The sequence below is a fragment of the Nonomuraea sp. NPDC049419 genome (genome assembly GCF_040676995.1).
GTDB lineage: Bacteria > Actinomycetota > Actinomycetes > Streptosporangiales > Streptosporangiaceae > Nonomuraea > Nonomuraea salmonea.
Genome location: NZ_JBFAQB010000022.1, coordinates 26293 through 44038, shown reverse-complemented (window position 1 = coordinate 44038; position 17746 = coordinate 26293). Strand labels below are relative to the sequence as shown.

Annotated in this window: 14 protein-coding genes; 7 read left to right on the top strand and 7 right to left on the bottom strand. The window is 71.5% G+C overall.

The genetic code is table 11. The annotated features are described in order from the left end of the window. Positions 1-24: 24 nt before the first annotated feature. Positions 25-588: a TetR/AcrR family transcriptional regulator C-terminal domain-containing protein gene (locus AB0K12_RS40525; RefSeq protein ID WP_364573167.1), complete on the top strand. Its 564-nt coding sequence runs from the start codon at positions 25-27 to the stop codon at positions 586-588. A gap of 160 nt (positions 589-748) precedes the next feature. Beyond that, complete coding sequence (locus tag AB0K12_RS40520; RefSeq protein WP_364573165.1) at positions 749-1447, top strand: SDR family oxidoreductase; 699 nt, start codon at positions 749-751, stop codon at positions 1445-1447. Position 1448: 1 nt separating this feature from the next. Here the strand turns inward: AB0K12_RS40520 and AB0K12_RS40515 are convergent, their stop codons facing one another. The 6 genes from AB0K12_RS40515 to AB0K12_RS40490 form a co-directional block, all read right to left on the bottom strand. Beyond that, positions 1449-1781: a hypothetical protein gene (locus tag AB0K12_RS40515; protein WP_364573163.1), complete on the bottom strand. Its 333-nt coding sequence runs from the start codon at positions 1779-1781 to the stop codon at positions 1449-1451. 4 nt (positions 1782-1785) lie between these two features. Continuing rightward, positions 1786-3039: a NosD domain-containing protein gene (locus AB0K12_RS40510; RefSeq protein ID WP_364573161.1), complete on the bottom strand. Its 1254-nt coding sequence runs from the start codon at positions 3037-3039 to the stop codon at positions 1786-1788. A gap of 86 nt (positions 3040-3125) precedes the next feature. Continuing rightward, entirely contained in the window at positions 3126-4913 is a 1788-nt protein-coding gene (locus AB0K12_RS40505; protein ID WP_364573159.1) for a glycoside hydrolase family 13 protein, read from the bottom strand. Continuing rightward, positions 4914-5753, bottom strand: a complete 840-nt coding sequence (locus AB0K12_RS40500; RefSeq protein WP_364573157.1) for a sugar ABC transporter permease — start codon at positions 5751-5753, stop codon at positions 4914-4916. Continuing rightward, positions 5750-7300, bottom strand: coding sequence for an ABC transporter permease subunit (locus AB0K12_RS40495; RefSeq protein ID WP_364573155.1), 1551 nt, complete (start codon positions 7298-7300; stop codon positions 5750-5752). Before AB0K12_RS40495 ends, AB0K12_RS40500 begins: the two co-directional genes overlap by 4 nt. Positions 7301-7306: 6 nt before the next feature. Further along, a complete protein-coding gene (locus AB0K12_RS40490) occupies positions 7307-8587 on the bottom strand; it encodes a maltose ABC transporter substrate-binding protein (protein ID WP_364573153.1) in 1281 nt (426 codons plus the stop codon). Between the two features lie 290 nt (positions 8588-8877). On the opposite strand from AB0K12_RS40490, the gene AB0K12_RS40485 reads away from it, so the two are divergent. Together AB0K12_RS40485 and AB0K12_RS40480 are read left to right on the top strand one after the other, a co-directional pair. Next, positions 8878-10371, top strand: a complete 1494-nt coding sequence (locus tag AB0K12_RS40485) for a glycoside hydrolase family 13 protein (protein WP_364573152.1) — start codon at positions 8878-8880, stop codon at positions 10369-10371. Positions 10372-10445: 74 nt separating this feature from the next. Next, complete coding sequence (locus AB0K12_RS40480; protein ID WP_364573150.1) at positions 10446-11816, top strand: HAMP domain-containing sensor histidine kinase; 1371 nt, start codon at positions 10446-10448, stop codon at positions 11814-11816. Between the two features lie 113 nt (positions 11817-11929). On the opposite strand, the gene AB0K12_RS40475 is transcribed toward AB0K12_RS40480, so the two are convergent. Continuing rightward, the gene (locus AB0K12_RS40475) at positions 11930-13291 is read right to left on the bottom strand and encodes a cation:dicarboxylase symporter family transporter (protein ID WP_364573148.1); all 1362 of its coding nucleotides are present in this window, start codon (positions 13289-13291) and stop codon (positions 11930-11932) included. Between the two features lie 109 nt (positions 13292-13400). Here AB0K12_RS40475 and AB0K12_RS40470 point away from each other — a divergent pair, with 109 nt between their 5' ends. From AB0K12_RS40470 to AB0K12_RS40460, 3 genes are all read left to right on the top strand, one after another. Beyond that, on the top strand, positions 13401-14900 hold the full coding sequence (locus tag AB0K12_RS40470; RefSeq protein ID WP_364573146.1) for a sensor histidine kinase: 1500 nt from the start codon (positions 13401-13403) through the stop codon (positions 14898-14900). Then, positions 14897-15595, top strand: a complete 699-nt coding sequence (locus tag AB0K12_RS40465) for a response regulator (RefSeq protein ID WP_364573144.1) — start codon at positions 14897-14899, stop codon at positions 15593-15595. The genes AB0K12_RS40470 and AB0K12_RS40465 overlap by 4 nt, the downstream gene beginning before the upstream one ends. A gap of 62 nt (positions 15596-15657) precedes the next feature. Next, positions 15658-17694, top strand: coding sequence for an N-acetylneuraminate synthase family protein (locus tag AB0K12_RS40460; RefSeq protein WP_364573142.1), 2037 nt, complete (start codon positions 15658-15660; stop codon positions 17692-17694). Positions 17695-17746: the final 52 nt, after the last annotated feature.

Below are 17746 nucleotides of genomic sequence, written 5' to 3'. Positions count from 1 at the left end.
ATGGCTGACGCTACCATACGGTGTATGGCTGCGAGCGCGCGCAGGGGCACACCCCTGACCATCGAAGAGATCAGCGCCACGGCACTGCGCATGGTGGACGAGGGCGGCGTGGAAGGGCTGTCCATGCGCAAGCTGGCGGCCGAGCTGCGGGTCAACCCGATGTCGCTCTACCACCACGTGGAGAGCAAGGAGGCGCTGATCAGGCTGCTCTGCGACACCGCCGACGCGCGCATGGATCTGCCCGCCGACGACGGCTCACCCTGGCAGGACCAGCTCAGGCAGCTCGCCGTGGCCTACTACCGGCGGGTGCGCGCCCATCCTGCCATGTTCACCTACCTGCACCACCATCCGGAGCTCGTCGCCGACCGCAAGCTCGCGCTCTGGCAGGCGCTCTACCGCATCCTGCGCCTGGCCGGCGTGCCGGAGCCGGAGCTGCGGCGGACCAGCGACGTGCTGAACGCGTTCGTCTCCGGTTTCGTCATCGCCGAGGCGCAGGGGCTCCTCCCCGACGATCCGGAGGAGGCCGAGCGCGGCTTCGACACCGCGATCCGGGTGATCATCCACGGGCTGGCCGGATTTTCCTGGTAGGGGTTGCGTTGGATTTTCCAACTCACTTATGGTGGGTTGGAAAATCCAACCTACGAGGAAGGGGCCGCGATGCGTGACGCCGTCATCGTGCGGGCCGTACGCACCCCCGTCCTCACCGGCGTAACCCGGGCACCGAGCCACTCACCCTGGAGCGAACCTCATGAAGATCACCGACAGCGTCGCCCTCGTCACCGGCGCCAACCGCGGCCTGGGCGCCACGTTCGCCCGCGCCCTGCTGGAGCGCGGCGCGCGCAAGGTGTACGCCGCCGCCAGGAACCCCGCCTCGATCACCGACCCGGACCTGACGCCCATCGCGCTCGACGTGACCGACCAGGCCGCCGTGGCCGCCGCCGCCGAGCTCTGCGGCGACGTGAGCCTGCTCGTCAACAACGCGGGCGTCTCCTACAGCCACGACCCGGGCCCGGCGGCGGCCAGGGCCGAGATGGAGGTCAACTACTTCGGCACGCTGGCCATGAGCGGCGCCTTCGCGCCCGTGCTGGCCCGCAACGGCGGCGGCGCGCTGGTCAACGTCCTGTCGGTGCTGTCGTACCTCACGTTCCCGCGCGTCACCACGTACGCGGCGTCGAAGGCGGCGGCCTGGTCGCTGACCAACGCGCTGCGGCTGGAGCTGCTGGAGCAGGGCACGCAGGTCGTGGGCGTGCACGCCGGTTACATCGACACCGACATGGCCGCGAACATCACCGGCCCCAAGATCGCCCCCGAGGACGTGGTCGCGGCCACACTCGACGGGCTGGAGTCGGGGGCGTACGAGGTGCTGGCCGACGACGTCAGCAGGCAGGCCAGGTCGGGGCTGTCCGGCGGCCTGGAGCTGCTCTATCCGGCGCTGGCCGGCAAGTAGGTCACCCGGCTGCGGCCCAGACCGCCTCGAACGCCTCCGGGGTTATCTCGGTCAGCTCCCAGATCTCCAGCGGCTGGTCGGAGAGGAAGCCCTGGCCGTCCTGGAGGTGACGCCACCAGTAGCGGCGGGCGGCACGGCCCGCACCGTCGGCACCGTCGGCGCCCACCTCGACCTGGCGGACCGCCCAGTGCTCGCCGTCGCCCTCGACGCTCTCGAACAGCCAGGCCCGCCCGTCCTCGTCCCCCAGGTGCCAGTAGTGCCTGGGGGCCTCGGACTCGGCGAGCCTCTTCACCAGCTCGCGGCGCGCTTCGAGGTGGGCGGAGTCGATGCTCACGGCGTCAGTGCTGGTAGGCGCCAGCGGTGGGCGCGGACGTCAGGACCTTGCCCGCGGCGTCCTTGAAGATCGCCTTGCCGCCGTACCACTGGGAGCTCAGCCGCACCCCGCGCCCGACAGCCGGAGAGCCGGGACGCAGCCGCAGGTCGGTGCGGGAGACGAACTTCGGGTCGGCCATGACCGTCTTCGGCCCCGGCTTGAAGCGGGCCCTGCGCCCCTTGTAGACGCCGCCCGCCTCGTCGGCGCCCTTGCCGTCCTCGAAGCCGGCGTCGCCGCCGACGTGGACGGCGTTGTTGCGCAGCTTGAGTATCGACGGCGAGCACCCGTCGTGGCAGGACCAGCCGACGGTGTTCCTGGCCGGCAGGTAGACGGAGTTGTGCACCGCGATCGTGCCCTTGACCGGGCCGACGATGTGGCGCGGGCCGCGGGTGATGAGGAACGAGCCGCGGCTGCGCTTGGAGGTGACGACGTTGAAGGCGAACACGTTGCCGGTCGCGGTCGTGCCCTTCTTCGCGCCGAGCTCGGTGAAGGTGTCGTTGTCGCGGGCGACGTTGTGGGTGACGCGGTTGCGGTCGCCGCCGAAGATCTCGACCGCGGCGCCGTCGGTGCCGTAGTCGCTGCTCTTGGCGTAGCTTCCGGTGATGGTGTTGCCGGTGACGAGGTTGTCGTCGCCGTTGAGCAGCACGCCGAAGGCGCCGGAGTCGTTGTCGCCGCCCGAGTCGTTGACGCTCATCCGGTTGTTGTCGCTCAGCACGCTGTCGCGGATGGTGTTGTGCGAGCCGGACGGCGTGACCAGCACGCCGGCGATGTTGCGGTCGGCCTGCACGTCCGACAGCTCGATGCGGCGGCCGGCGAGCTGGAAGCCGGCCCAGCGGCAGCCGGAGGCGCGCAGCCCGCTGATGCGCCAGTGGTCGCCCTTGACGATCACGCAGTCGTCGTCGGTGCCGCTGATCTTCGCGAGCGGGCCCTTGCCGTAGGCGCGGACCACGATGGGCCGGGCGGCGGTGCCGTCGGCCTCGAGGGTGAGCGGGCCGGTGAAGCCGCTGCCGCGCTTGACGGCGACCGTGTCGCCCGGCTTGAGCTCGGCGGCGCCGACCTTCTCCAGCGACTTCCACGCGGTGCGCTCGCTGGTGCCGTCGGCCGCGTCGTCGCCCGCCTTGGAGTCGACGTAGTAGGTGGTGCCCGCCCGCGCTCCGCTCTCCGCGCTCCGGGTCTCCGCCGCCGCGGCGGCCGGTACGGCGGGCAGGAGCGAAGCCATGACGGCTACGGACAGCAACCTCATACGGGGCACACCACTAACGAGCTGGGAGGTACGGAAAATCAGCAGAGGCCACCGTAGCGTGATCAGCCGCTGGTTCGCCATACGCTCAGCGAAGGTCCGTCACCCGGCATCACGTCGCCGTCGGGCGCGTGGTAGAGGCCGGTGAGGTGCTCGCCGAGCGTGAGCGGCTCGCCCGGCGCCCGCCGTACGCACACCACGATCGACTCCCCGTACGTCTCCCGCGCGAACACCAGGCAGTCGGCGTCGGCGTGCAGCCAGCGCAGGCCGCCGTGCCGCAGGGCGGGCTCGGCCCTGCGCAGCCCGAACAGCTCGCGGTAGGCGGCCAGCGTCGCCTGGTCCCGGTCGCCGGGGCGGTTCCACGGCATGGGGGTGCGGGAGTGCTCGCCGTTGACGCCGGTCAGGCCGAACTCGCTGCCCGCGAAGATCATCGGCGTGCCCGGCAGCGTGGCCTGCAGGCCGGCGGCCAGCAGGTGGCGCTCGCGCGAGCCGGTGACCGTGCGCACGCGGGGCGAGTCGTGGGAGTCGAGCAGCTGCCAGGAGTGCACATACGAGCGCCACGACATGTGCGCGGCGAACGACCGGAACGTGGCCAGCGTGGCCTGGCCGTCGCGCTCGGGGATGCCGCCCGGCACGCCGAGGAAGTGCTCGAGATCCGTCTCGGGGCCGCGCAGCCAGGCCCAGACCGGGCGGGTGAAGCCGCCGTAGTTCATGGTGCCGTGCCAGCCGTCGCGGTCGAGGTCGGGCGAGGCGTCGTGGTTGTGCTCGGCGATGAGCGCGGCGCCGGGGCCGAGCTCGGCCCGCAGCAGGGCGGCGACCTCGTGCAGGTGGTCGTCGGCCGCGCGGCGCCCGGTCATGTTGGCGACGTCGACCCGCCAGCCGTCGAGCGGGCCGAGCCACCGCTTCAGCACCGCCGTCATCCGTTCCCGTACCAGCTCGCTGCCCCAGTTGAGCTTGGGCAGCGTCTTGACGCCCCACCAGGACTCGTAGTCGCCGGTGGCGGGGTCGAAGTAGAACATCTCGCGCTCTGGGGCGCGCACGTCGGAGACGGCCGTGGTGAACCACTCGTGGGCGTCGCCGCAGTGGTTGGTGGTGATGTCGCCGACGAGCCGCATGCCGCGCGCGTGCAGCGCGCCCGACAGGCGGTGCAGCGCGGCGTCGCCGCCGAGCAGCGGGTCCACGTGCTCGAAGGTCGAGGCGTCGTAGCGGTGGTTGGAGCGGGCGGGGAAGAACGGCGTGAGGTAGACGGTGTCGGCGCCGAGTCCGCTGATGTGGTCGAGGCGCCGGGTGACGCCGTCGAGGTCGCCGCCGTAGAACTGGGTGGAGGTGCCGGGGCCGCTGGGGATGACCGGGTCGCGGTCCCAGTCGCGGGGCAGCGCCCATCCGGGCGGCTCCGCCCTGGCGCCGGAGCGGTCGAAGCGGTCGGGGAAGATCTGGTAGACGATCGCGCCGGCCAGCCACGACGGCGGCGGCTCATGGCAGACGAGCCGGAAGTCGCCCGCGTCGGTGAGGTCGTGCGCGGCGAGCCCGGCCGCCGTCAGCCACTTCTGGCCGGTACGGGTGTGCAGCAGGAAGCGGTACGGGGTGACCGGGTTGACCGCGGTGATCTCGGCCCGCCACCACACGTCGGTGCGGCCGTAGCCGCCCGCGCCCCGGCGCGCCGGGTCCACGCGGGCCTCGGCGTAGCGGGGCTCGCCGTCGTGCACGGCGCGGACGTGCACGCCGGCGACCCCGGCGGCCAGCGGCGCGCGCAGCCAGAGCGTGACCCGCGCGCCGGGCTCGGGTCGCTGGTCGGAGACGTAGAGGGCGGACCCGTCGTGGTGAGGCTCCCCGAGGTGACGCACTGTGCTCATCTATCCCTTGACGGCGCCGGCGGTCAGGCCGGAGACGATGTACTTCTGCAACCACAGGAACACGCCGACCGTGGGCACGGCGGTGATCAGCGTGGCCGCGGCGAACATGCCGAAGTTCGTGTTCCGGTGATCCCCCGCGATCATGCCGTACATGCCGACCGCGAGCGTCTTGCTCTCCGGATCGCGCAGGAACACGCTCGCCATCAGGAACTCGCTCATCGTGCCGATGAACGCCAGCAGCGCGGTGACCGCGAGGATCGGCGTGACCAGCGGCATGATGATGCGCCAGAAGATCTGGGCGTGGGTGGCGCCGTCCATGGTGGCGGCCTCGTCCAGCTCCTTGGGGACGGTGTCGAGGAAGCCCTTTATCAGCCAGGTGTTCACGCCGAGCGCGCCGCCGAGGTAGAGCAGCAGCAGGCCCCAGACGGTGTCGAAGCCGAGGGCCGGGTACAGCTCGGTCACCCTGGTGAAGATCATGAAGATCGTCACGATGGCCAGGAACTGCGGGAACATCTGGATGAGCAGCAGCGCCAGCAGCCCGGTCCTGCGGCCGGCGAAGCGCATGCGGCTGAAGGCGTACGCGGCCATCATCGACAGCACCAGGCTGGCGAACGACGAGGCGAGCGCGATGAACACCGAGTTGAAGAACCAGCGCTTGAAGGGATAGGCGTCGGAGGTCAGCAGGTCGCCGAAGTTGTCCAGGCTTGCCCCGGTGGGGAGCAGCTCGGCCGAGGCCAGCGTGCCCAGCGGGTTGATCGCGGCCGAGACCACGAACAGGATCGGGAACACCGCGAACGCGCACACGGCCAGCACGAAGACGTGCCGCAGGGCGAGCTTCACGCGTAGACCTCCTCCTGCTTGCGGGTACGCCGGAAGGCCACGGCCGAGATGACGGCCACGATGGCGAAGATGAACACCGAGATCGCCGCGGCGAAGCCGAACTGCGCGCCGCTCGGCCCGAACGCCAGCCTGAAGGTGTAGGTGATGAGCAGGTCGGTGCCGCCGACCTGCGGGTTCTCCGCGGGGAACGGCCCGCCGTCGGTGGTCAGGGCGATGACGTTGAAGTTGTTGAAGTTGAAGGCGAACGACGAGATCAGCAGCGGCGTGAGCGCGACGAGCAGCAGCGGCAGCGTGACCCGGCGGAACGCCTTCCACGGGGTCGCGCCGTCGATGGCGGCGGCCTCGGTCAGCTCGCGCGGGATGGCCTGCAGCGCGCCGGTGGTGACGAGGAACATGTACGGGAAGCCGAGCCACAGGTTGACCAGCACGACGCCGAGCCGGGCGGTCCCCGTCTGGCCCAGCCAGTCGATCTCGGCCCCGAGCAGCTGGTTGATCAGGCCGAAGTCGCGGTTGAACATGTCGCGCCAGACCATGAGCATCGCGAAGGCGGGCATCGCGTACGGCAGGATCAGCACGATCCGGTAGATCTTGGTGCCGCGCATGCGCGGGTGGTGCAGGGCCAGGGCGACCGACATGCCGAGCGCGAACGTGCCGAGCACCGAGGCGAGGGCGAAGACGAGGTTCCAGCCCAGCACTCCGGCGAAATAGCCGGAGATGGTGGGGTTGGTGAGCACCCGCAGGAAGTTGTCCAGGCCGACGTTGACCTGCCAGCCCTGGGCCAGGTGCTCGCCCTCGGCGTTGACGAAGTAGCCCTGCGACTCGTCGGCCGTCCAGGGGCCGCCCTCGCCGCGTACGCAGTCGCAGGCGGCGTCGTACACCAGGGCGGCCTTGCCCTCGACGGCGCGGCTGAGCCCGTTCGCCTTGATGAGGCCGTCGCCGGTGGGCACGGCCAGCGCCGTGATCTCGGGCCCGCGCGCGGCGGCCTCGGGCGCCTTGAGCACGGTGAGCCCTGGCGCGGCGAGCACCTTGCCGGTCACGCCGAGCCGGGCGCCGGCCAGCGGTTCCACGCCGGCCTGCGTGCCGAGCGAGACCTGCTTGGTGTCCGGGTCCACGAGCAGGAACACCAGCTCCTCGCCGCGCAGGGCGACGGTGAGCATGTACTCCGGCGAGCCGGGCGCCTGGCGGACCGAGCCGGTCTGGATGGCCTCGATGGCGGCGCCCTTGTCGCCGCGGTGCCCGTCACCGAAGTTCGTGAACGCCGTGGTCACCGTGTAGAGCACGGGGAACACCTGGAAGGCGAGGAGGAAGACGGTGCCGGGGATGAGGTACTTGGCCGGGATGAAGCGCCGGGTCAGATAGAGGTAGGCGATGACCGCGGTGGCGGCGCCGAGCAGCGTCAGTGACACCCACGACCTGGCGGCCACCAGCGGCGGCACGGCGTAGAGCAGGATCGCGCCGGCCACGGCCAGCACCGCGATCCTGCTCACCACGAACGCCGTGCTCCGCTCCCCGCGCGGCCGTGCCGCCGCGCGCGCGTGCGAAGGCATGAGCGGTCAGTTCTTGAGCGCGCCGTCGATGGCCTTCTGCGCCGACGCGGCGGCCTTGGCCGCGTCGCCGCCTTTGACGACGGCCGTCTCGGCGATGCCGAACGGCTCCCAGATGGCGGCCATCGCGGGGATGGCGGGCATCGGCAGGCCGTCCTTGCCGGCCTCCATGAACTTGGCGGCGTCGGGGTCGCTCGCCTGGACCTCCTCCAGGGCGGCGGTCAGCGCCGGGGGCCTGGGGTCGGCCTCGTACAGCGCCTTGGCGACGTCCTTGCTGGTCACGTAGTTGGCGACGAACTCCTGCGCCAGCGCCTTGCTCTTGCCCTTCGACGCGACGAAGAAGCTCTGCACGCCCACGAACGGGGTGGCGGGCCGGCCGCCCTCGAACGGCGGGACGGCGCTGATGTCGTACGTGACGCCGCCCTTCTTGATCTCGCTGATGGCCCACGGGCCGGAGACGAGGAAGGCGCACTCGCCGGAGGCGAAGGTGGGGATGTAGTTCTCGTTGGTCAGGGACGTGCGCAGCGCGCCCTCGCCCTTCTCACCGAGGTCCTTCAGCTTGCCGAACGCCTTGACCGAACCCTCCGAGCCGAGCAGCACCTGCTTGGGGTCGGGGTCGCCGGAGGCGGTCGTGCCGAACAGCGCGCCGCCGCCCGAGGCGAAGATCGGGTAGACGTGGAAGGCGTCGCCCTTCTGGCCGACCGGCAGGCAGAGCACCTCCTTGACCTTGCCGTCCTTCTTGAGCGCCTTGCCCTTGGCGATCATGTCCTCGATCGTCGCGGGGGCGTCGGGGGCGAGGTCGGTGTTGCGGATCAGGGCGATGTTCTCCACCGCGTACGGGGCTCCGTAGATCTGCCCGTCGAAGGTGACCGCCTGGATCGCCTTCGGGGAGAAGGCGGCCTTCTGCTCCTCGGTGAGCGTGACCGGGTCGATGGCGCCGTTCTGCACCAGGTTGCCGATCCAGTCGTGCGCGCCGATCATGATGTCCGGGCCGCTGCCCTGCTGCGAGGCGGTCAGGAAGGTCGTCTGGTTGTCCTTGCTGATCTCCTTGACCTCGACGGTCACGCCGTTCTCGGCGCCGAACTGCTCGGCGAACGGCTTGAGCGGCTCGACCCTGCTGGGGTCGGCCCAGATCACGAGCGTGCCGCCCGCACCCGCGGGGGCCGAGGAAGGCGCGGACGACGGCGCCGCCGTACCGTCGGCGGGGGTCTGCGGCGACGATCCGCCGCACGCGGTCGCCGCGAACGCGAGAGTCGCGAGAGCTGCCACACCCAGAGCCCGGATTCGCATGGGGGGACCTCCTGAGGTCACGGAGGAACGGCGATGCGTCGTCGCACCGCCGCCGAGATTGGCTCGACTTTTCCGGGACGTTAGCCGCTCTTTGCAAAAAGTGGAAGATCTTGCGCAAGAGCGTTACCTGATCAACACCCACGCCATCGGTCCTGACCTGCTCGACACCCGGCCACAACGCTGCAGGATGGATCTGCAACTTTCCGCAACTTGCACTTGACCTCATCCGACGAATCGGACATCCTTCACCAGAACCACACCGATATCCGGATCATCCGGGAAGGACGCACATGCTCGGCAACGACGACTGGTGGCGGGACGCCGTCGTGTACCAGGTCTACCCCCGAAGCTTCGCCGATGCCAACGGTGACGGCGTCGGGGACCTCGCGGGCGTCCGCGAGCGCCTCGACTACCTGGCGGAGCTGGGCGTGGACGCCATCTGGCTGAGCCCGTTCTACACCTCCCCGATGGCCGACGGCGGCTACGACGTCGCCGACTACCGCGACGTGGACCCGATGTTCGGCACGCTCGCCGACTTCGACGCGCTGACGGCCGACGCGCACGCCAAGGGCATCAGGGTCATCGTGGACCTGGTCCCCAACCACTCCTCCGACCAGCACCCCTGGTTCAAGGCCGGGCTGCGCGACCGCTACATCTTCCGCGACGCGCCCAACGACTGGGAGTCGATTTTCGGCGGGCCCGCATGGACGCAGGTCGAGGACGGCTCGTGGTACCTCCACCTGTTCGCGCCTGAGCAGCCCGACCTCAACTGGGAGAACCCCGAGGTACGCGCCGAGTTCCGCGACATCCTGCGCTTCTGGCTCGACCGGGGCGTGGACGGCTTCCGCATCGACGTGGCGCACGGCATGATCAAGGCCGCCGGCCTGCCCGACGTGGGCAAGAAGGACGGCCCGCAGGCCGAGATGCTGGGCGATGAGCAGGTGCCGTACTTCGACCAGGACGGCGTGCACGACATCTACCGCGAGTGGCGGCCGATCCTCGACTCCTACCCCGGCGGGCGCATGGCGGTGGCCGAGGCGTGGGTGTCCTCCCCCGAGCGGCTGGCCCGTTACGTCGGGCCCGACGAGCTGCACCAGGCGTTCAACTTCGAGTTCATGATGGCCGACTTCCACGCCAAGTCGTTCCGTTCCGTCATCGAGAAGTCGCTCGCCGAGGCCGAGCTGGTCGGCGCGCCCACCACGTGGGTGCTGTCCAACCACGACAAGCCGCGCCACGTCACCCGGCACGGCTCGCCGGCCCGCGCCCGCGCGGCCACCCTGCTCATGCTGGCGCTGCCCGGCTCCGCCTACCTCTACAACGGCGAGGAGCTGGGCCTGCCCGAGGTGCTCGACCTGCCTGACGAGCTGCGCCAGGACCCGGCGTTCCTGCGGCGCGGCGAGAGCCGCGACGGCTGCCGGGTGCCGCTGCCGTGGACGTCGTCGGAGGGGCTCGGGTGGCGCGATCCTTGGCTGCCGATCCCGGCCGAGTGGGCGGCGCTGTCGGTCGAGGCGCAGCACGACGACCCCGCCTCGACGCTCAACCTCTACCGCGCCGCGCTGCGGCTGCGCAGGCGGCACCCGGCGCTCGGCGGCGGCACGCTGACCTGGCTCGACTCGCCCGAGGACGTGCTGGTCATCGAGCGCGAGCCCGGCCTGGTCGTGGTGCTCAACACCGGCGACGAGCCGGTACGCCCCGGCATCGCGGGCGAGGTGCTGCTGTCCAGCGGTCCCCTGGCGGACGACGGCGCCGTCCCGCCGGACACCACGGTGTGGCTGCAGCGCTGAGACTTGCCTAAACTTTTCCCTTACCCGGTATATAAGCGACAAAACACTGCAATTACGCTCGGTAGCCTCGGGGGATGGCACCCTGGTGGGCCAGGTCCCTGCGCGGACGCGTCACTCTCATCGCGACGGCCGTAGCCGCCCTCGTGCTGATCCCTGTGGCCGTCGCGGGGATCATGGTCGCGAGGACCCTCGCGAGCGCGAGCGTCTTCAACGACACGAGGAACACCGCCGAACGCATCGCCTCCGAGATGCGCGGCGGTGTTCTCCCGCTGGGCGCCGCCATCCCGGTGCCCGACCCGTCCGTCGACCTGATCCAGGTGGTCAGCGCCGACGGGCGGCTGCTGGGGGCCAGCGACGGGGCCAGGGCGCTGCCGCTGCTCGACGACGTCAGGCCCACCGGCGCCGGCCAGGTCATCAACACCACGACCTGCCTGCCCACCGAATGCGTCCACGTGTCGGCGGTGCGGGTGTCGATGTTCCCCGACTCCCCCATCGTCTATGCCGGACGCAGCTCGCCCGACGTGCTGCAGACCCACACGCTGGAGATCGTCGTGTTCATCGAGGTCGCCATGCTCATCGCCCTGGCGGGCTGGTCCACGTGGCTGGTCACCGGGCGGGCGCTGCGGCCCGTCGGCACCATGCGCGCCGAGCTGGACGCCGTGCACGCCGGCGACCTGAGCCGCCGCGTCACCCAGCCGCCGGGCGACGACGAGGTGGCCCTGCTCGCCCGCTCCGTCAACGGCACTCTGGCCCGGCTGGAACGCTCGGCCGAGCAGCAGCGCCAGTTCGCCTCCGACGCCTCCCACGAGCTGCGCACCCCGATCGCCGGGCTGCGCGCCCAGCTGGAGAGCGCCCAGCTCTATCCGGACGACACCGACATGGAGGCGCTGGTCGAGAGCGCGCTGCGCGACACCGACCGGCTGGAGACCATCATCACCGACCTGCTGCTGCTGGCCAGGATCGGCTCCCGGGTGGACATCGTCAAGGAACGCCTCGACCTGGCCTGCCTGGTGCGGCAGGAGCTGGCCACCCGCAACGACAAGATCCCCGTGCAGGTGGACCTGGCGGAGGGCACGTACGTGGAGGGCGTGCGGACGCAGCTCGCCAGGGCGCTGACCAACCTGCTGGACAACGCCCAGCGCTACGCCGAGCAGACCGTCCTGGTCACCGTGCACGCGGAGCCGGACAGGACGGCCAACGGCTCCGACCACCCCGCCCTGGTGGTGCTGAGCGTGGAGAACGACGGCATCGAGATCCCCCTGCACGACCGCGAGCGCATCTTCGAGCGCTTCACCCGCCTCGACACCGCCCGCAGCCGCGACACGGGCGGCCCCGGGCTGGGGCTGGCCATCGCGCGCGACGTGGCCCTGGCGCACGGCGGCACGATCTGCGTCGAGGACCGCCCGGGCGGCGCCCGCTTCGTGCTGCGCCTGCCGTCGGCATGACCGGGCCGGCAGGCGGGGACGTCACACCGGCGTCTCCCCTCCGCATGACCGAGGCGGGGACGTCACGCCGGCGCCTCCCGGCCGCGCGGGCGGGAGGCGCTGATGGCGGGTCGTCAGGCGGTCGAGAGTTCCTTGGCGGGCTCGTGGCCATCCGAGCCGCCCTCGGAACCGCCCTCAGAGCCGCCCTCGGAACCGCCGTCGTCCAGGAGCGTGTTCTCGTCGAACGGTGCCTGCCCGGCCAGCACCTGTCCCGCGCGTTCCCTGTCGAACTCGCCGGTCCACGTGCCGACGAGCACGGCGGCCACGGCGTTGCCGGCGAAGTTCGTCAGCGCCCTGGCCTCCGACATGAACCGGTCGATGCCGACGATGAGGCCGACGCCGTCCACCAGCTCGGGCCGGTGCGCCTGCAGGCCGCCGGCCAGCGTGGCGAGGCCCGCGCCGGTGACGCCCGCCGCGCCCTTGGACGCGATCATCATGAACAGCAGCAGCGTGACCTGCTCGCCGAACCCGAGCGGCGACCCGGTGGCCGTGGCGATGAACAGGGTGGCCATGGTGAGGTAGATCGCCGTGCCGTCGAGGTTGAAGGAGTAGCCGGTCGGCACGGTGATGCCGGCCACGGTCTTGCTGACCCCGAGGTGCTCCATCTTGGCGATGAGCCGGGGCAGCGCCGTCTCCGACGACGAGGTGGACAGGATCAGCAGGAACTCCCTGCCGAGGTAACGCAGCAGCGACCACAGGTTGATCCTGGCGACCAGCCACAGGATCGAGCCGAGCACGACGCCGACGAACAGCGCGCAGGTCACGTAGAAGGCGATCATGATGATGGCCAGGCTCTTCAGCGCCTCGAGGCCGGTGTCGCCGACGACGGCCGCGATCGCGCCGAACGCGCCCACCGGCGCCGCCCACATGATCATGGCGAGGATGCGGAAGACCAGCCGCTGGAAGTGCTCGATGCCGCGCAGGATCGGCTCGCCCTTGCGGCCCATGGCCTGCAGCGCGAACCCGGCGAGCAGCGCCACCAGCAGCGCCTGGAGCACCGAGCCCTCGGTGAGCGCCGACACCAGCGTCTTGGGGATGATGCCGAGCAGGAAGTCCACCATGCTCGCGTCGGCGCCCTTGGCCGCCTCCGCCTCGGCCCGCTCCCTGGCCGCGTCGGTGAGCTGCAGGCCGGAGCCGGGGTCGATGACGTTGCCGACGGCCAGGCCGATGATCAGCGCGACCGTGGACATGGCGATGAAGTAGCCGAGCGCGAGCCCGCCGACCTTGCCGACCTGGGCGGCCTGGCGTACCGAGCCGATGCCCAGCACGATCGTGCAGAAGATGACGGGCCCGATCACCATCTGGATGAGCGAGACGAACCCCGTGCCGATGGGTTTCAGCTGGACGGCGAGGTCGGGCCAGATGAAGCCGACGAGGATCCCGAGCAGGACCGCCACGATGACGGCCAGGTAGAGGTAACGGGTGCGATCGCGCATAGGGGGGTTCTCCGGCGGTTTTGGAACGAGCTTCTGTCCGTGCGACTATGCGCTGCACACGTGATGCAGGTCACCATTGCGTAAGTTTCGTTCACGAGGAGGGTGGGACATGCGGCGCTGGAGCCTGGCCGGGCAGATGCTGGTGCTGCAGCTGCTCGTGGTGACCGTCACGGCGGCGGGCGGCGCGACGCTCGCCCTCGTGCAGGCCCACCGGCTGCTCACCGATGAGGCGGGCAGCACGGCGAAGGCGGTCGCGGTGAGCGTGGCGGCCTCCCCCGACGTGCTGGCCGCGCTCGACGAGCGCGACCCGACGAAGCGGCTGCAGCCGTACGCCGAGCGCGTCCGCGCGGCGACGGGGGTCGACTTCATCACGATCATGCGCCCTGACGGCACCCGCCACACCCATCCCAACCCGGCGGAGATCGGCGGGCGCTTCCTCGGCCACATCGAGCCCGCGCTGCGCGGAGAGACGTTCACCGAGACCTACACCGGCACGCTGGGCCCCTCGAAGCGGGCGGTGACGCCGGTGATGGCCGGCGGCCGGGTGCGGGCCCTGGTCAGCGCCGGCATCACCATCGACCGCATCGACGCCAGGCTGCGCGACCAGCTCGCCTGGGGCGGCCTCATCGTGGCGCTCGCGCTCGGGCTGGGCGCGGCGGGCACGTGGCTGGTGACCGCGCGGCTGCGCCGCCAGACGCACGGGCTCGGCCCGGTCGAGCTGGGCCGCATCCACGAGCACCACGACGCCGTGCTGCACGCGGTCAGGGAGGGCCTGCTGCTGGTCGGCAGGGACGGCACGCTGACGCTGTGCAACGACGCGGCCAGGCAGCTGCTCGGCCTGCCCGCCGACGCCGAGGGGCGGCACGTCGCCGAGCTGGGCCTGGCGGAGCTGCTGACGGACGACGAAGAGCGCGTGCACCTGGCCGGTGACCGGGTGCTCGCCGTCAACAGCGCGGCCAGCAGGCTCGGCACGGTCGTCACCGTACGCGACCACACCGAGCTGCAGGCGCTGACCGGCCAGCTCGACGCCGAGCGCGGCTTCGCTGACTCGCTGCGCTCGGCCGCGCACGAGGCGGCCAACCGGCTGCACACCGTGATCACGCTGGTGGAGCTGGGCCGCACCGAGCAGGCGGTGGCCCTGGGCACGGCCGAGCTGCGGGCCGCGCAGGAGCTGACCGACCGGGTGGTGGGCGCGGTGCGCGAGCCCGTGCTGGCGGCGCTGCTGCTGGGCAAGAGCGCGGAGGCGGCCGAGCGCGGCGCCGAGCTGGTGATCAGCGCGGACAGCGAGCTGGACGACCTGGGCCTCGACCCGCGCGACCTGGTCACGATCGTCGGCAACCTCATCGACAACGCCGTGGACGCGGCGAGCCGGGTGGAGGTGCATCTCAGCGGCGACGAGCGGGGCGTGCTCATCAGGGTGGCCGACGACGGTCCAGGGCTGACCGGCCCGGCCGCGTTCGAGAAGGGGTGGACCACCAAGGGCGACGGCCACGGGCTCGGCCTGGCGCTGGTGGGCCAGGCGGTGCGCCGCCTCGGCGGCACGATCGACGTGGCCGGCTCGGTCTTCACCGTACGGCTGCCGGCGCCGAGGCGGGAGCCGGTGCCGTGACGACGCCGGAATCCGGGCTCATCTCGGTGCTGGTGGTCGAGGACGAGGAGATCACCGCCGAGGCCAACCGCATCTACGTCGAGCGGGTGCCCGGCTTCGAGGTGGCCGGGGTGGTCAGGTCGGGCGGCGAGGCGCTGCGTTTCCTGCGCCGCAGGCCGGTCGATCTGATCCTGCTCGACCTCTACCTGCCCGACATGCACGGCCTCGAGGTGTGCCGGGCGGTGCGGGCGGGCGGCCTGCTGTGCGACGTCATCGCGGTGACGTCCGCGCGCGACCTCACCATGGTCCGCTCGGCGGTGTCGCTCGGCATCGTGCAGTATCTGCTCAAGCCGTTCACGTTCGCCGCGCTCGCGGAGAGGCTGACCCGCTACGCCCGCTTCAAGGAGGAGGCCGGGCTGGCGGTCGGGCAGGGCGACGTGGACCGGGTGCTGGGCACGCTGCGCGGCTCGTCGGCCGAGCTGCCCAAGGGCATGGCGCAGGACACCCTCGACGCGGTCGTCACGCAGCTGCGCGCCCAGGCGGGCGGGGTGGGCGCGCAGGCCGTGGCGGACGCGATCGGGGTGTCCAGGGTGACCGCGCGGCGCTACCTCGAATACCTGGTGGAGCTGGGCGTGGTGGCCCGCGTCCCGCAGTACGGCGGGGTGGGCAGGCCAGAGTTGCTCTACCGGATCCCCACGCAGAGTTCAGGACGGTGACGCCGCCCGTTCAATCCGGCCTTCTAGCTTCTGGGTGCAATCCGATGCACTGAGGAGTCACCTTGCGAGTCCTGGCCGTAGTTCCCGCCCGCGGAGGTTCGGCGGGCGTACCCCTGAAGAACCTCGCCCTGGTCGGGGGCGTTCCGCTGGTCACCAGGGCGGTGCGGGCCTGCCTGCGCGCCGAGTCGATCGACCAGGTGGTGGTGAGCACCGACCACGAGGTGATCGCCGAGACCGCCCGCCAGGCGGGGGCGGTCGTGGTTGAGCGGCCCGCAGAGCTGAGCGGCGCCACCGCCTCCAGCGAGTCGGCGGTGCTGCACGCGCTCGACGCGCTCGGCGCCGAGCCCGAGGTGGTGGTGCTCGTGCAGTGCACGAGCGCGTTCATCGACCCCGCCGACCTGTCGGCGGCGGTGCGCAGGGTGCTGGACGGCGAGGCCGACGCGGTCGTGTCCGGGCTGCCCACGCACGAGTTCCTGTGGACGGCCGCGGGCGCCGGCGTCAACCACGACCCGGCCGTACGGCCGCGCCGGCAGGACCGCGAGCCACAGTTCCGCGAGAACGGCGCCTTCTACGTCATGCGCACCGCCGGCCTGCGCGAGCACGGCCACCGCTTCTTCGGCACCGTCGCCGTGCAGCCGGTGCCGGCCCGGCACGCCATCGAGATCGACGACCCCGAGGACCTGGAGCTGGTACGCGCGCTCGCGCCGTTCATCGACCAGCCCGAGCCGATCGACGTGGACTGCGTCATCACCGACTTCGACGGCGTGCACACCGACGACCGCGCCTACGTCGACTCCGACGGCCGCGAGATGGTGCTGGTCAGCCGCTCCGACGGGATGGGCGTCTCGCTGCTGAAGCGGTCGGGGGTCAAGGTGCTGGTCATGTCCACCGAACAGAACCCGGTGGTGGCCGCCCGCGCCCGCAAGCTGGGCGTGCCGGTGCTGCAGGGGCTGGCCGACAAGCGTACGGTGCTGCGCGACTGGCTGAGCATCGAGGGCCTCGACCCGGCGCGGGTGGCGTACGTCGGCAACGACGTCAACGACCTCGGCCCGATGGCGGAGGTCGGCTGGCCGATCGCCACGCCCGACGCGCACCCGAGGGTGCGTGCCGCCGCCCGCGTCGTGCTGACGAGGCCCGGCGGGTCGGGCGCGGTGCGCGAGCTGTGCGACAGGGTGGTGGCCGCCCGGCCGGAGCCGCCCGCCGCCGAGGCGCGCGTCAGGCCGCACTTCGGGCCCGTCGCGATCGGGGACGTGCTGGTCGGCGACGGCGAGCCGGTGTACGTGATCGGCGAGATCGGCATCAACCACAACGGCGACCTCGACCTGGCCAGGCGGCTCATCGACGTGGCCGCCGACGCGGGGTGCCAGGCGGTCAAGTTCCAGAAGCGCACCCCGGCGATCTGCGTGCCCGAGGAGCAGAAGGGGCAGATCCGGCAGACGCCGTGGGGCGAGATGACGTACCTGGAGTACAAGGAGCGCACCGAGTTCGGGCGCGACGAGTACGCGCAGATCGCCAAATACTGCGACGAGCGGGGGCTGCACTGGTTCGCCTCGCCGTGGGACGTGCCCTCGGTGGAGTTCCTCGAGGAGATGGACGTCCCGGTGCACAAGGTGGCCTCGGCGAGCGTGGCCGACCACCAGCTGCTGCGGGCACTCGCGGCCACCGGCAAGCCGGTCATCCTGTCGACCGGCATGTCCACGCTGGCGGAGATCGACGCGGCCGTGGAGATCCTCGGCACCGAGAAGCTGATCATGATGCACGCGACGTCCACGTACCCGCTGCCGCCCGAGGAGGCGAACCTGCGCACGATCACCACGCTCAAGGAGCGGTACGGCGTGCCGGTCGGCTACTCGGGGCACGAGCGCGGCCTGCAGATCTCGCTGGCGGCGGTCACGCTGGGCGCGGTCTGCGTGGAGCGGCACATCACGCTCGACCGGACGATGTGGGGCTCCGACCACGCCGCCTCGCTGGAGCCGGCCGGGCTGGAGCACCTGGTCCGCGACATCCGCATCATCGAGCAGGCCATGGGCGACGGCGTCAAGCGCGTCTTCCCCGGCGAGGAGGCCCCCAAGTCCCGCCTGCGCCGCGTAACCGTCTGACCCGGCGCCGAGACGGGCGCCGTCCGAGACGGATGCCGTCCGAGACGGGCGC

Excerpts from the sequence above, each read along its gene's own strand:
- AB0K12_RS40525 (WP_364573167.1), top strand. The coding sequence starts at position 25 with ATGGCTGCGAGCGCGCGCAGGGGCACACCCCTGACCATCGAAGAGATC.
- AB0K12_RS40520 (WP_364573165.1), top strand. The coding sequence starts at position 749 with ATGAAGATCACCGACAGCGTCGCCCTCGTCACCGGCGCCAACCGCGGC.
- AB0K12_RS40510 (WP_364573161.1), bottom strand. The coding sequence starts at position 3,039 with ATGGCTTCGCTCCTGCCCGCCGTACCGGCCGCCGCGGCGGCGGAGACC.
- AB0K12_RS40505 (WP_364573159.1), bottom strand. The coding sequence starts at position 4,913 with ATGAGCACAGTGCGTCACCTCGGGGAGCCTCACCACGACGGGTCCGCC.
- AB0K12_RS40495 (WP_364573155.1), bottom strand. The coding sequence starts at position 7,300 with ATGCCTTCGCACGCGCGCGCGGCGGCACGGCCGCGCGGGGAGCGGAGC.
- AB0K12_RS40490 (WP_364573153.1), bottom strand. The coding sequence starts at position 8,587 with ATGCGAATCCGGGCTCTGGGTGTGGCAGCTCTCGCGACTCTCGCGTTC.
- AB0K12_RS40485 (WP_364573152.1), top strand. The coding sequence starts at position 8,878 with ATGCTCGGCAACGACGACTGGTGGCGGGACGCCGTCGTGTACCAGGTC.
- AB0K12_RS40480 (WP_364573150.1), top strand. The coding sequence starts at position 10,446 with ATGGCACCCTGGTGGGCCAGGTCCCTGCGCGGACGCGTCACTCTCATC.
- AB0K12_RS40475 (WP_364573148.1), bottom strand. The coding sequence starts at position 13,291 with ATGCGCGATCGCACCCGTTACCTCTACCTGGCCGTCATCGTGGCGGTC.
- AB0K12_RS40470 (WP_364573146.1), top strand. The coding sequence starts at position 13,401 with ATGCGGCGCTGGAGCCTGGCCGGGCAGATGCTGGTGCTGCAGCTGCTC.